Consider the following 13,315-nt stretch of genomic DNA (forward strand, 5'->3'; position numbering starts at 1 on the left):
TAGTTGTTTCAGTCATCGGTGAGTGGGGCGTCGAGGCTGCCGGTAGTGTGGTCGGTCCAGTCGTAGCGGCGCTGGAAGTACAGCGCGACGTTCACGAGCGCCAGCAGGACCGGCACCTCGATGAGCGGGCCGACGACGGTGGCGAACGCGACGCCGGAGCCGACGCCGAAGACGGCGACGGAGACGGCGATAGCGAGTTCGAAGTTGTTCGAGGCGGCGGTGAAGCCGATGGCGGTGGTCGTGGAGTAGTCCGCGCCGATGCCCTTCCCCATCCCGAAGCTCACGAGGAACATCACGACGAAGTAGACAGTGAGCGGAACGGCGACGAGCAGGACGTCGCCGGGCGCGGCGACGATGTTGTTCCCCTGCGTGGCGAACATCACGACGACGGTGAACAGGAGCGCGACGAGCGTCAGCGGGTCGATTTTCGGGACGAACTCGTTCTCGTACCAGTCCTCGCTGCGGAGCCGCGTGCCCGCGAAGCGGGTGAGAAAGCCCGCGGCGAACGGCACGCCGAGGAAGACGACGATTGCCTCGAAGACTTGTCCGGGAGTGACGTCGAAGCTCGTGACGCCGGCGGCGAGGGCATCCAGCCCGAACGCCGACGGGAGCACGAGCGCGAACAGCCAGACGTAGACGCCGTACGTGAGAATCTGGAAGAGGCTGTTGAACGCCACGAGCCCGGTGACGTACTCCGTGGAGCCCTCCGCGAGTTCGTTCCAGACGAGCACCATCGCGATGCAGCGCGCCATCCCGATGAACACGAGCCCGAGGAAGTACTCGGGGCGCGCGGGCAGCCCGGGGACGACGCCGCCGAAGAAGACGACCGCGAGCGCGAACATCAGCGTCGGGCCGATGAGCCAGTTCTGGACGAGGCTCAGTCCGAGGATGCGCCAGTTGCTGAACACGGCGCGCAGCTGCGAGTAGTCGGCTTTCGCCAGCGGCGGGTACATCATCAGAACGAGGCCGATTTCCACGAGGTGGAGGTCCTGGATGGGCGCGGTCACCGACGGCGCGGCGTAGCCGAGGCCGACGCCGGCGGCCATCGCGGCGAAGATCCAGACGGTGAGGTACTTGTCGAGGACGTCCATCGAGCGCGGGTCGCCGCAGGCCTCGCAGCCGCAGTTCGGGCCGTGCTCGTGGGCGTTACTCATTGCTCACCCCGCGGTCGGCGGCGGCGAAGAGGTCGTCGGCGAGCGCGGTGGCGTCGTAGTACCGCCAGTTGCCGTCCTTCCGGCGGGTGGCGAGTCCGGCGTCGACGAGGTCCGAGAGCGCGTGGCTGACCGCGCTGTCGGAGACGTCGACGAGCGGTTCGAGCTCGCAGACGCAGCGCTCGCCGTCGCTTTCGGCGAGCACGCGCGCGAGCCGGTAGCGGGTGTCGTTGCCGAGCACCGCGAACACGGACTGGGTGTCGTCGTCGAACGCGTCGTCGGCGAGCCCGTGGAGTTCGTCGAGACGCCGCTCGACGTCGCCGTCACAGCACTCCCCGAGTTCGTCGGCGAGCAACCGACGCAGCCGGTCGGAGCTCTGAGCCATACAGCCTATCTGATTTCCCCTTCAGATAGTCGTTCCGATGTGAACTGGTATTCAGATAGTGTGAGTGGCCGGCGCGTGTCGTAACGTATTTGAATTCCAGTCGGCTAGAGACGGATGCAGTGTCCGGGGTAGGGTAGTGGACTATCCTTCAGCCTTGTGGAGGCTGAGACGCGGGTTCAATTCTCGCCCCTGGACCTCCATTTTCGAGTGACGATGCGACGAACGACCGCGTAGCGTGTCGTTCGTCCACGTCGCGAGCTACTGAGCGTCCAAGAGAATCGAACCCTGCGAGACGCAGCGCGAACGCAGTGAGCGACCGTCTCGCTCCGGTTCAATTCTCGCCCCTGGACCTTTTCGTACACTCGAACCGCACAGCGACAGCTTTCCGACCAGCCGAACGAGTGCCACACCACGGCAACGACTTTACCCGTTCGCCACGCGTCACCGGTATGCGACGCAGAGCCCTCCTCGCCGGCGTCGCGGCCGGCGCGACGACCGCACTGGCCGGCTGCACGGACGCCGGGAGCCTGTTCGGCGACCCCGTCCAAGAGACCCGCGAGCAGTACTTCGACGTGCCCGACGGCACCCGGATTCGCGTCGAGAACGAGAGCGGCGACGTGTCCGTGAGCGGCCGCGACAGGCCGGACGCGAGCGTGGACGCGACGGTGATGGCACCGGGAGAGAGCCGTCTCGACGACGTGACCGTGTCGGTGAACGAGGACGAGAACGGCGACCTCGCCGTGGACGTGGACGTCTCCGGTGACGCGAGCCGTGTGAGCGTAGACCTCGACCTGCGCGTCCCAGAGGACGCCGCGATGGCGCCGGTACAGACGGAGAACGGCGACGTCGAGGTCCGGGGCGTCGCCGGCGTGCCCGCGGCGCGCTCGGTGAACGGGGACGTGACGGTGCGGGACGCCGGGCCGGTCGGCTCGGTGTCGAGCGCGAACGGCGACGTCGCCGCAGACGTGCCGGCGCCGCTCCCCGGCGACGTACTGGTGCGCACCGAGAACGGGGACGCCGAAGTAGCGCTGTCCACGGACGCCGACGCGACGCTGGACGCGCAGACGGAGAACGGCGACGTGGACGTCGAGGAACTAGGACTCCAGAACCGAAGCGGGAACGACGGGCGCGTCACCGGCACGCTCGGGGAGGGAACCCACGACGTGACGATAGCGACGCTGAACGGGAGCGTCGAGGTCCGGGCGCTCCAGTAGTCAGGGCGTGGACTGGCCGCTCGCGGTGGAAAGCTTCGGTTCTTCGCCGACGCCCGTCGATTGGATGATGTCGAAGGCGGTCATGAGGTCGGTACGGGAGACGAGGCCGACCATCTCGCCGTCCTCGTCGACGACCACGAGGCGGCCGACGCCCTGCTCCTGCATGGCGTCGAGGGCGTCCATCGCGTTGCTGGCCCGCGGAATCGTGTAGACGTCCTCGGACATCACGTCCTCGACGCGGATGGCGTCGCGCTCGACGGCGTTGACGTCGCGCGCGTCGTCGAGCGTGACCATGCCGGCGACGCTCCCCTGACGCATCACGGGGTAGCCGGTGTGGCGCTGTTCGAGCATGCGCTCCATGAGTTCGGCGACGGAGTCGTCGGCCTCGACGGTGTGGACGTCGTGGGTCATGATGTCCGCGACGCTGACGTCCTGGAAGGCGGCGTTCATGACGGTGCGCTGGGCTTCGCCCGAGGCGCCGACGTAGATGAAGAACGCGATGGCGATGAGGATGAGGTTGAACCCGAGCAGGCCGACGATGCCGAGCACGAGCGCGAACAGCTTCCCGACCTCGGCGGCAATCTGGGTGGCGCGGGCGAACGAGCGCTTGCGCGCGAGCAGCGCGCGGAGGACGCGCCCGCCGTCCATCGGGAAGCCGGGCAGGAGGTTGAACGCGGCGAGCGCGAAGTTCATCAGCGCGAGGTAGCCGAAGACGAACCGGACGGTGTCCAGCGACGCCGGCAGGAAGTGGAGCGCGCCCAACGACAGGACGCCGAGCGCGATGCTGACGACGGGGCCGGCGACGGCAATCCAGAACTCCTGGCTCCACTCCTCGGGCTGGTCGGAGAGGCTGGCGATGCCGCCGAGAATCCACAGCGTGATGGAGTCGATGGGGAACCCGAAGCGCATCGCGACGACGCTGTGCCCGAGCTCGTGGAGGACGACGCCCGCGAACAGACCGACTGCGCCGGCGACGCCGAGGTACCACCGCATGTTGCCGTCGGTGAGCGCGGCGGGGTTGAGGTTCGCGTTGAACGGCACGCCGTTGAGCGTCTCCACCCAGATGTCGACCTGCATCCCGATGAGGTACGCGAACACCGGGAGAATCAGCAGGAACGTGACGTCGAGCTTTATCGGGATGCCGAACGCGCTCCCGATTTTGAAGCTTCGCATACCCACCGATACCGGGGCGTCCCGCTTAAAAGCGGGGGCGGCGGCCGCGCACGAGCGCCGGGAGGCGAGTCAGTACGCCGCGCGGAGGACCGCTTCCACGTCGTCGGTCGTGAGGTCGAGGCCGCGGGGCGCGTTCGCCACGAACGAGTCCGCGACGACGGTCTCGGCGACCGCCGGGAACTCGCTCGGTTCGGGACCGGCGACGTCGGCCAGCGCGTCCGGGAGCCCGAGCGCGTCCCGAACGTCGGCGACCGTACGCACGACCGCTTCGGCGGGGTCGTCCGCGTCCGCGACGCCGAGCGCGTCCGCGAGCAGGTCGCGGCGGCCGTCCACTTCCGCGAAGAGGTGCCGGAGGACGTGGGGCGCGACGACGGCGTGCGCGACGCCCTGCTGGACGGCGTAGCCGTCCGTGAGGCCGTGACCGAACGCGTGAATGACTGAGAGCGTCGTCTCGCCCGGGCGCGAGATGCCGTACTGGACGAGTAACAGCCCCTCCAAGACGGGTTCGAGGGTGTCGGCGTCCACGCCGCCCTTCCCTAACTCCCGGAGGCCGTCGACGAGCAAGCCGAGGCCGCGGGCGGCCGTCGCGTCCGTGACGGGCGTGGCGTTGGCGGCGTACAGCGTCTCGATGCCCTTGTCGAAGCCGTTCATCGCGGAGCCGGCGAGCACGTCCCGGGGCGTGGTGGCGACCAGTTCGGGGTCGTAGCAGACGGCGCGCGGCATCAGCCGGCGGTCCGAGAGCCCGCCGCTGACGACCTCCTCGACCGGTCCGCCGTCCGGGTGGGCGTTCAGGCCGGCGACCACGGAGAGCTCCGCGCCGGCGAGCGTCGTCGGCACGGCGACGATGGGTTCGAGGTCGCCCTCGGCAGCGAGCGTCCCGGTCTCGGCGAACTCGCGGTCGGCCGCCTCGTGGTCGTGGCCGCCCGCCGCGAGCACGCTGACGGCCTTCGCCACGTCGAGACTGCTCCCGCCGCCGAGCGCGACGAGGACGTCGGCGTCGTGCTCGCGGTACGCGTCCCGCGCGTCGAGGGCGGTCGAGAGGCGCTTCTCCGGGGTCGTCTCGGCGAAGACGCCCGCGAGCTTGTCGCCCAGTCCGTCGCGAATCGGGTCCATCACGGCGGGCGTGCTGCCGACGGTGGACCCGCAGACGACGAGCGCGCGCTCGAAGCCCTGTTCGTCGAGTTCGTCGGCGAGGTCCGCGACCGAGCCCGCGCCGTACCGGAGCACCGGCGAGTCGTAGTCGAAGCGGAACGGCTCGCCCACGCGGTCGCTCGCGAGCGGGTCAGTCATCAGTCTCGGACCGGGGCGGCTCGAAGTCGGGGAGCGCGGCCTCGATTTCGGCGCGCTCGTCCTCCAGCCACTCCGGGAGGACGAGGCTGGAGCCGAGGTCTTCGACGGCCTCGTCGGCGTCGAAGCCGGGGCCGTCGGTCGCGATTTCGAACAGCACGCCGCCGGGCTCCCGGCAGTACAGCGACTGGAAGTACTTCCGGTCGATGGGGCCGCTGGCGCGGAGGCCGCGGTCGGCGTAGGCTTCCTTGTACGCCTCTAGCTCGTCGACGTCAGCGGCGGTGAACGCGACGTGGTGGACAGTACCGACGCCCATCATTCCGCGGCCGGCGTCCGTCTGCACGAGGTCCAGAATCGAGTGCGCGCCGCCGTCGGGCGTCTGGTAGCGCCGGCGGTCGCCGTCGTCGGCGACGTGCTCGTAACCCAGCACCTCGGTGAGAATCTCCTCGGTGGGGCCGAACTCGCGGACCGCGAGCGTGACGCTGTGGAACCCGCGCAGCTGGTGTTCCGCCGGCACGGGGCCGTCGGGCCACGGCACCGCGTTCGAGTCGCGGGCGTGGTCGCTGGCTATCAGTTCGAGGCCGATGCCGTCCGGGTCCGAGAACCGGACGACGGTGTCGCCGAAGCGCTCGTCGGTCTCGACGGCGACGCCCGCGTCGTCGAGGCGCTCGACCCAGTAGTCCGCGGAGTCGGGCGGAATCAGGTACGCCGTGTCGCGGGTCTGCCCGGCACCGAACTCGCCGTCGCGGCCGCGGTCGCCCCACGGGAAGAACGTGATATTCGTCCCCGGCGTCCCCTCGTGGTCGCCGAAGTAGAAGTGGTACGTGTCCGTGTCGTCGTGGTTGACGGTGCGCTTGACGAACCGCAGGCCGAGCGTCTCGACGTAGAAGTCGGCGTTGTCCTGCGGGTCGCCCGCGATGGCCGTGACGTGGTGGAGTCCCGGCGTGGTCGGTGGCATACCCGACCGTAGGGCGTCCACACACGTATAGCCACGTTAGACGGCACTGCCACCGGGTGACGCGGCTGTCACCACCGGACGACGGGGGCAGCGAACGGTTAACACGCCGGCGGGCGAACGCGACGTATGACCTGCCCGCACTTGGAGTACCGCGAGAACGGCGACGGCCGCGAGTTCGACACCGCGCGGGCGTACTGCACGGTTACCGAGGAGTTCGTCCAGCCGATGCGCGCGGACGTCTGCAACGACCGCTACGACCTCGACCACGCCGCGCACTGCGAAATATTCCGCGAGCACGAGGGCGAGTCGTGAGCTACGAACAGTTCCTCGCAGACGAGCCAGTCATCGTGACGGCGGCGCTCACCGGCGGCGTCCACGGGAAGGAAGCGAACCCGAACGTCCCCGAGACGCCCGAGGAAATCGGAGAGGCGGCCGCGGCGGCTGAGGAGGCCGGCGCGTCGGTCGTCCACGTCCACGCGCGGAAGCCCAACGGCGAGCGCTCGTTCGCCACCGAGGACTTCCAGGCCATCGACGACGAAATCCGGGCGCGAGCGGACGACGTCATCATCCAGCACTCGACGGGCGGCACGGGCGCGCCCGACGACCTGCGCCACGAGCCGCTGCGGACCGACCCCGCGCCGGAGATGGCGAGCCTCGACATGGGGCCGCTGAACCGCTACGACCACCTCACCAGCGAGAACACCCGCGGGCTCGTGGACTCGCTGTACGACGAGATGGAATCCCGGGGCATCAAGCCCGAACTGGAGGTGTTCAACGACGGCCACCTCAACGAGGTCCACGGCCTGCTGGAGCGCCGCGACCTCGCCGACCCCGTCTACGCAACCCTGATTTTCGGGCCGGGCACACTCACCCGGCCGCGCCCCCGGAACTTCCTGAATTTAATCTCAAATCTCCCCGAGGGCGCGACGTTCAACACGCTCGGGTTCGGCCCGCACCAGCTCCCGTTCGCCACGATGGGAATCATGTTCGGCGGGCACGTCCGCGTCGGCCTCGAAGACAACGTCTACTACGAGCGGGGCGAGCTCGCAGAGAGCAACGCCCAGCTCGTCGAGCGCGTGGTCGGCGTCGCGGAGACGCTCGGCCGCCCGGTCGCGTCGCCGGCCGAAGCCCGCGACATACTGGGACTCTCAGACGGCTACGCCTAAGGCCCGGGACCGCCACGGTCCAGGTATGACGACTTCCGAGACCGCGCGCCACGTCGTCCGCCGCGCGGGCGACGTCGAGTACGAGACCGTGGACGCCGCCGAGGGTATGCGGAAGGGCGTGCTGCTGGACGACTCAGACGGCGCGCCGCACTTCGCGATGCGGCGGTTCGTCCTCGAACCCGGCGCGAGCGTCCCCGAGCACACCAACGAGGTCGAGCACGAGCAGTACGTGCTCGAAGGCGAGTACACGGTCGGCATCGACGGCGAGACCTACGAGGTGAGCGCCGGCGACAGTCTCCTCATCCCCGCGGGCGCCATCCACTGGTACGACAACCCCGGTGACAAGGAAGGCGCATTCGTCTGTGTCGTCCCGAACGGCGACGACACCATCGACCTCGTGGAGTAGCGCTCAGAGCGGGAAGTCGCCCGCTACGAGGCGGTCGACGAGTTCGGCAGTGTAATCGAGCAGTGGCTCCTGGGTGGTGTCGGCGCCGGCTTCGACCTGCCTGCGGTGGATGTCCTCCCAGACCGTCGCGAGCAGCACGGCGGCGTGCGTCCGGTAGAAGCGGTCGTGGTCGAAGGCGAGCCCCGTTTTGGCCTCGTACCGCTCGACAATGTCGCGGCGCGTCGGGCTCCCGGGGCGGTTTGAGTACCGGTAGAAGCCGTGTTCGGTTGTGGCTTCGAGGTCGCGGACGACCTCGGTGTCGCCGTACTTCTCGCGGAGCGCGTCGACGGCCGGGGTCGGGTCGCCGTCGTCGCGCCAGTAGAACAGGAAGTAGCCGAGTTCAGTGAGCGGGTCGCCGAGCGTCGCCGTCTCCCAGTCGAAGACGCCGGTCACCTCAGGCAGGTCGCCTGCGAAGAAGACGTTCCCGGACTTGTAGTCGCCGTGCAGGAGCGCCCGAGGTCGGGGTTCGGGGGCGTGTTCGCGCAGCCAGTCGATAGCGTCCCAGAGTTCGGGGACGTCCCGGCCGGTGACGCTCGTCGCATAGTCGAGGCGGTTCGCGGCGTCCTCGACCTGCTCCAGCGGCGTCGCGGACTCGCAGGCGTCCTCGAAGCGCGCGGCGTCAACGCTGTGAAGCTCGGCGAGCGCGTCAACCATCGACTCTCCGACGCGCTCGCGGGCGGTTTCGGTCCGGTAGCGCTCGGGGAGGCGTTCGCCGACCGGCACTGTCTCCCCGTCGAGATACGTGGTGACGACGAACGGACCGCCGAGCGGCCCGTCGTCCCCGCAGTACAGTACCGGCTCCGGCGCTGGGACGGGAGTGTCCACGAGTTCTGCCAGCACGCGGTACTCGGTTTCGAGGTCGGTGAACAGCGCGGACTCGCGCATCTCGGTGGGCTTCCGTGCGACGTACTTGTCCTCGGTAGACGCGGTGGAGACGGCGACCATCGTGTTGAGCGCACCGTCCAGCGGCTCGGTTCCCGTGACGCGCTCGCCAAGTTCCGCGGCGAGGAAGGCTTCGAGGTCGTCCAGCGGCAGGTCGGGGGCGCTCATGGTTGTGGGAGCCTCCGGGCTGGCAAAAGCCTCCCGGGGGTATGCGACAGCACCTCACTGGCGGCCGGCGAGTTCGAGAGTCGCGCAAGCGAACCGCTGAAATACCGTCCTCCCTTATCCGGATTTGTGTCTGAGCAGGTCCAGCGCGTGGATACGTTGTTCCTCCACGAGACCGGAGACGACTACTTGGCGGTCGCCCAGCGGGACGGCGACCGGTTGTTCCGCGCGAAACTGGAGTTGACCCAGCGGGACGCGGGGCCGCGTCCCGGACGATTCCGCGTGAAGACGGGGAGCGGCGAGGAGCCGCGCAGTCCCGACCAGTTCGTGGACATCGCGCGGCGCGCGGACCGCATCCGCATCAGCGAGCAGACCTCCCGGCGCGGCCGCGAGGAGTTACAGGAGATGCTGGACGCCTACCAGCAGGACGCGAAGGTCGTGCGGACGTGTCGGTACTGCGCGGGGAAGGGACGGTACTCCCCGATTACGTCGGAGACAGCCATCGAGGCCGACGGCGAGTACATCTGTCAGGACTGCGCGATTCGCGAGCTGGAGCGCGAGCTCTCGTTCAACGGCGGCATGACGGGTGCGGCCCAAGACCGCCTCGAAGAACTCCTGCTGGAGGAGCAGGACCTCGACCGCATCACCGGCCTATTGGGCGGGAACCTCGACCCGGACCTGACGAAGTTCGACGAGGTGAGCGCGACGACCGACGAAGTGGACCCGGTGCCGGTGGACAGCCTCGACCTCCACCCCGGCGTCAAGGAGCTGTTGACGTCTCGGTTCGACGAGCTGTTGCCCGTACAGAGCCTCTCCGTGGAGAACGGACTGCTCGACGGCGAGGACCAGCTCGTGGTGTCGGCGACTGCGACCGGGAAGACGCTCGTCGGCGAGATGGCGGGCCTGCACCGCCACCTCTCCGGGAAGGGGAAGATGCTGTTCCTCGTGCCGCTCGTGGCCCTCGCGAACCAGAAGCACGAGGACTTCCAGGACGAGTACGGGGAGTTGGCGAACGTCACGATTCGCGTGGGGTCGTCGCGGATTCGGGACGACGGCCACGCGTTCGACCCCTCCGCGGACATCATCGTGGGGACGTACGAGGGCATCGACCACGCGCTCCGCACGGGGAAGGACCTCGGCGACATCGGGACCGTGGTCATCGACGAGGTGCACACGCTCAAGGAGGACGAGCGCGGCCACCGCCTCGACGGCCTCATCTCGCGGCTGAAGTACTACTGCGAGCAGCGCGAACAGCAGTACGACGACTACGGGGGCGCGCAGTGGATCTACCTCTCCGCGACCGTCGGCAACCCCGGCGAGCTCGCGCGGGGGATGCGCGCGAACCTCGTGGAGTTCGAGGAGCGCCCGATTCCCATCGAGCGCCACGTCACGTTCGCCGAAGGGTCGGAGAAGCCCGACATCGAGAACAAGCTGGTGCGCCGGGAGTTCGACAAGGAGTCCTCGAAGGGGTACAAGGGACAGACCATCATCTTCACGAACTCCCGGCGGCGCTGTCACGAGATTTCGCGGAAACTCGACTACCCCTCGGCGGCGTACCACGCGGGCTTGGATTACGGCGAGCGGAAGTCCGTCGAGCGCCGCTTCGGGAACCAAGACCTCTCGGCCGTGGTAACGACGGCGGCGCTGGCGGCGGGCGTGGACTTCCCGGCGTCGCAGGTCATCTTCGACACGCTCGCGATGGGCATCGAGTGGCTCTCCGTCCAGGAGTTCGAGCAGATGCTCGGGCGCGCGGGCCGCCCCGACTACCACGACCGCGGGAAGGTCTACATGCTCGTCGAACCCGACGCCTCCTACCACTCCTCGATGGAGGGCACCGAGGAGGAAATCGCGTTCAAGCTCCTCAAGGGCGAGATGGAGGACGTCGTCACGCACTACGACGAGACCGCCGCCGTCGAGGAGACGCTCGCGAACGTCACGGTCGGCGGGAAGGCCGCCAAGCGCCTCAACGACCGGATGCTCGGCGAGGTGCCGACCAAGCACGCGCTCGGGAAGCTCCTCGAATACGAGTTCATCGACGGCTTCGAGCCGACGCCGCTCGGCCGCGCGGTGACCACGCACTTCCTCGAACCCGGCGCGGCGTTCACGATTCTGGACGGCGTCCGCAAGGAGAAACACCCCTACGACATCGTCGCGGACATCGAGTTGCGCGGCGAACAGCAGTAAGTCGGCGAGCCCACGGGCGGGTCGGTTCCGCCGTTCGATTTTAACCGGAGGCGTGTGAACGGGTCGCACATGACGCTGGTCGCCGCGGCCGGACTGGCCGCGCTGTCGGTCGCCGCCGCCGCGCTCGTGCTCTACGCCGCGTGGCGCGCGGACGCCTCGCGCTCGGACCGCTCGCACGCCGGCGCCGCGCTCGCGGACGGCGGCGACCCCGCCGACGAACCGGACGCTCCCGCCGAACCCGACGGTGGCGAGCCAACCGATTCGAGCTACCTCCTCGGGACGACCGCCGCCAACAAGCTCAGCGGCGTCACGCGCTGGCTCACCACCGTCGACCACAAGGACATCGGGCTGCTGTACCTCGCGTTCGCCGCGACCGCGTTCCTCTGGGGCGGCACGGACGCGATGATGATGCGCACCGAGTTGTACGACCCTGCCGTCTCGGTCTGGGACGAACACACGTACAACGCCCTGTTCACGATGCACGGGCTGACGATGCTGTTCCTGTTCGGGACGCCCGCGCTCGCCGGCCTCGGGAACTACCTCCTGCCGCTGTTCATCGGCGCCGACGACATGGCGTTCCCGCGCATCAACGCCATCGCCTTCTGGCTGCTCATCCCCGCACTCGTGCTCATGCGCGCCGGCCTGCTCTCGGACGTTCTCGGCCACGTCTTCGTTGCCGGCGGCCTCGGGGCCTTGGGCGAACAACTGCTCGCGCTCGCGCCGCCCGCCACGGGATGGACGTTCTACGCGCCGCTGTCCGTGCAACTGGAGCTCCCGACGGTGAGCGTCGTCCTGCTAGGCTTGCACCTCTCGGGAATCGCCACCACGATGTCCGCCATCAACTTCATCGCGACCATCTTCACCGAGCGCGACGTGGCGTGGCGCGACCTCGACATCTTCTCGTGGACGATGCTCACCCAGTCGGGGCTCATCCTGTTCGCGTTCCCGTTACTGGGTAGCGCGCTCGTCATGCTCCTGTTGGACCGCACCGTCGGCACGACCTTCTTCGCCATTCAGGGCGGGAGCCCCATCCTCTGGCAGCACCTGTTCTGGTTCTTCGGCCACCCCGAAGTGTACATACTGGTGTTGCCGCCGATGGGCATCGTCAGCCTCCTGATTCCGAAGTTCTCGGGACGGAAGCTGTTCGGGTTCAAGTTCGTCGTCTACTCGACGCTCGCGATTGGCGTGCTGAGTTTCGGCGTGTGGGCTCACCACATGTTCACCACGGGCATCGACCCGCGGCTCCGCGCGAGCTTCATGGCCGTCTCCATCGCCATCGCCGTGCCGTCGGCGGTGAAGGTGTTCAACTGGATCACCACGATGTGGAACGGCCACGTCCGCCTCACCGCGCCGATGCTGTTCTGCGTCGGCGGCGTCGCCACGTTCGTCGTCGGCGGCGTCACCGGCATCTTCCTCGCCGCCATCCCCATCGACCTCCTGTTGCACGACACCTACTACGTCGTCGGCCACTTCCACTTCATCATCATGGGGCTGATTTCGTTCGCGTTCTTCGCGGGCGTCTACTACTGGTACCCCCTCGTCGTCGGCAAGCACACCGACTACCGGCTCTCCGTCGCGCACTTCCTGCTCACTACTGTGGGTATCGTGCTCGCGTTCGGCCCAATGATGATCATGGGCCAAGAGGGACTGCCGCGCCGGTACGCCTCCTACCCCGCGGAGTTCGCGGGCCTCCAGCAGGTCGCCACGCTCGGCGCAATCCTCATCGCGCTCGGCACGGTCGTCTGGCTGTTCAACCTCGTGCAGTCCTACCGGATGGGCGACCCCGTCACGACTGACGACCCGTGGAACCTCCGCGAGCACGGCGACCGGCGCACCGCCGAGTGGGACGAACTCCCCTACGGGAGCGAGTAGTCAGACGTCTTCCAGCGAGTGGTAGACCGCGCCGAGCGTGAAGCCGTACAGCAAGTGCGCGAACAGCGTAAAGGAGAGGTGGAGCGCGCCCTCCAGCGACCCGAGGTCAGGCGATGCGACCGCGACGTACACCACCCACAGCGGGATGCTGAACGCCATCCCCCGAATCGCGGGGTCGCCGCCGCCCGGCACCCGCGAGAGGACGGTCTCCAGGCGCACGAACACCAGCGGGAACACGACCATCCCCGCCAGCAGGAACACGAACAGCCCCAGTACGGGCTGGTCGGCGACGCCCGCGTACTGCGCGATTGCCGGGCCGACGCCCAGCTCGAAGCGCGCCTCCACCTCCGCGATGACGAGCACCACGGACATCACGATCGTCCCCGCGACACCACCGCCGATTGCGCGTCGTATCGAGTCCATGCGTGCTCAC

At 68.5% G+C, this 13,315-nt stretch carries 13 protein-coding genes and 1 tRNA gene; 7 read left to right on the forward strand and 7 right to left on the reverse strand.

The genetic code is table 11. The features are described from left to right. Nucleotides 1-8: 8 nt before the first annotated feature. Both arsB and HHUB_RS11760 read right to left on the reverse strand, forming a co-directional pair. Nucleotides 9-1,154: an ACR3 family arsenite efflux transporter gene (arsB, locus tag HHUB_RS11755; RefSeq protein WP_059057793.1), complete on the reverse strand. Its 1,146-nt coding sequence runs from the start codon at nucleotides 1,152-1,154 to the stop codon at nucleotides 9-11. Further along, on the reverse strand, nucleotides 1,147-1,536 hold the full coding sequence (locus tag HHUB_RS11760) for an ArsR/SmtB family transcription factor (protein ID WP_059057794.1): 390 nt from the start codon (nucleotides 1,534-1,536) through the stop codon (nucleotides 1,147-1,149). Before HHUB_RS11760 ends, arsB begins: the two co-directional genes overlap by 8 nt. Before the next feature lie 122 nt (nucleotides 1,537-1,658). Between HHUB_RS11760 and HHUB_RS11765 the strand changes: the two genes are divergently transcribed. Beyond that, nucleotides 1,659-1,731: transfer RNA gene (locus tag HHUB_RS11765), tRNA-His, on the forward strand. 254 nt (nucleotides 1,732-1,985) lie between these two features. Further along, nucleotides 1,986-2,750: a DUF4097 family beta strand repeat-containing protein gene (locus HHUB_RS11770; RefSeq protein ID WP_059057795.1), complete on the forward strand. Its 765-nt coding sequence runs from the start codon at nucleotides 1,986-1,988 to the stop codon at nucleotides 2,748-2,750. On the opposite strand, the gene HHUB_RS11775 is transcribed toward HHUB_RS11770, so the two are convergent. The 3 genes from HHUB_RS11775 to HHUB_RS11785 form a co-directional block, all read right to left on the reverse strand. Next, nucleotides 2,751-3,923, reverse strand: coding sequence for a CBS domain-containing protein (locus HHUB_RS11775; RefSeq protein WP_059057796.1), 1,173 nt, complete (start codon nucleotides 3,921-3,923; stop codon nucleotides 2,751-2,753). Nucleotides 3,924-3,992: 69 nt separating this feature from the next. Next, nucleotides 3,993-5,213, reverse strand: coding sequence for an iron-containing alcohol dehydrogenase family protein (locus tag HHUB_RS11780; RefSeq protein WP_059057797.1), 1,221 nt, complete (start codon nucleotides 5,211-5,213; stop codon nucleotides 3,993-3,995). Beyond that, nucleotides 5,206-6,168 (reverse strand): ring-cleaving dioxygenase, encoded by a 963-nt coding sequence (locus tag HHUB_RS11785; protein WP_059057798.1) that lies wholly within the window; start codon nucleotides 6,166-6,168, stop codon nucleotides 5,206-5,208. The genes HHUB_RS11780 and HHUB_RS11785 overlap by 8 nt, the downstream gene beginning before the upstream one ends. Nucleotides 6,169-6,294: 126 nt before the next feature. Here HHUB_RS11785 and HHUB_RS11790 point away from each other — a divergent pair, with 126 nt between their 5' ends. The 3 genes from HHUB_RS11790 to HHUB_RS11800 are packed head-to-tail and all read left to right on the forward strand — an operon-like array spanning nucleotide 6,295 to nucleotide 7,740. Beyond that, nucleotides 6,295-6,480, forward strand: coding sequence for a hypothetical protein (locus tag HHUB_RS11790; protein ID WP_059057799.1), 186 nt, complete (start codon nucleotides 6,295-6,297; stop codon nucleotides 6,478-6,480). Continuing rightward, nucleotides 6,477-7,334 (forward strand): BKACE family enzyme, encoded by an 858-nt coding sequence (locus HHUB_RS11795; protein WP_059057800.1) that lies wholly within the window; start codon nucleotides 6,477-6,479, stop codon nucleotides 7,332-7,334. Before HHUB_RS11790 ends, HHUB_RS11795 begins: the two co-directional genes overlap by 4 nt. A 25-nt stretch (nucleotides 7,335-7,359) precedes the next feature. Continuing rightward, the gene (locus tag HHUB_RS11800) at nucleotides 7,360-7,740 is read left to right on the forward strand and encodes a cupin domain-containing protein (protein WP_059057801.1); all 381 of its coding nucleotides are present in this window, start codon (nucleotides 7,360-7,362) and stop codon (nucleotides 7,738-7,740) included. Between the two features lie 3 nt (nucleotides 7,741-7,743). Here HHUB_RS11800 and HHUB_RS11805 read toward each other — a convergent pair whose 3' ends face one another. Beyond that, nucleotides 7,744-8,829, reverse strand: a complete 1,086-nt coding sequence (locus HHUB_RS11805) for a phosphotransferase family protein (RefSeq protein WP_059057802.1) — start codon at nucleotides 8,827-8,829, stop codon at nucleotides 7,744-7,746. Between the two features lie 126 nt (nucleotides 8,830-8,955). Here HHUB_RS11805 and HHUB_RS11810 point away from each other — a divergent pair, with 126 nt between their 5' ends. Further along, nucleotides 8,956-11,010, forward strand: coding sequence for a DEAD/DEAH box helicase (locus tag HHUB_RS11810; RefSeq protein WP_059057803.1), 2,055 nt, complete (start codon nucleotides 8,956-8,958; stop codon nucleotides 11,008-11,010). Between the two features lie 69 nt (nucleotides 11,011-11,079). After that, a complete protein-coding gene (locus HHUB_RS11815; protein WP_059057804.1) occupies nucleotides 11,080-12,882 on the forward strand; it encodes a cbb3-type cytochrome c oxidase subunit I in 1,803 nt (600 codons plus the stop codon). Here the strand turns inward: HHUB_RS11815 and HHUB_RS11820 are convergent, their stop codons facing one another. Then, nucleotides 12,883-13,305 (reverse strand): DUF6789 family protein, encoded by a 423-nt coding sequence (locus HHUB_RS11820; protein ID WP_059057805.1) that lies wholly within the window; start codon nucleotides 13,303-13,305, stop codon nucleotides 12,883-12,885. Nucleotides 13,306-13,315: the final 10 nt, after the last annotated feature.

Source organism: Halobacterium hubeiense (assembly GCF_001488575.1).
Classification (GTDB): Archaea; Halobacteriota; Halobacteria; order Halobacteriales; family Halobacteriaceae; genus Halobacterium; species Halobacterium hubeiense.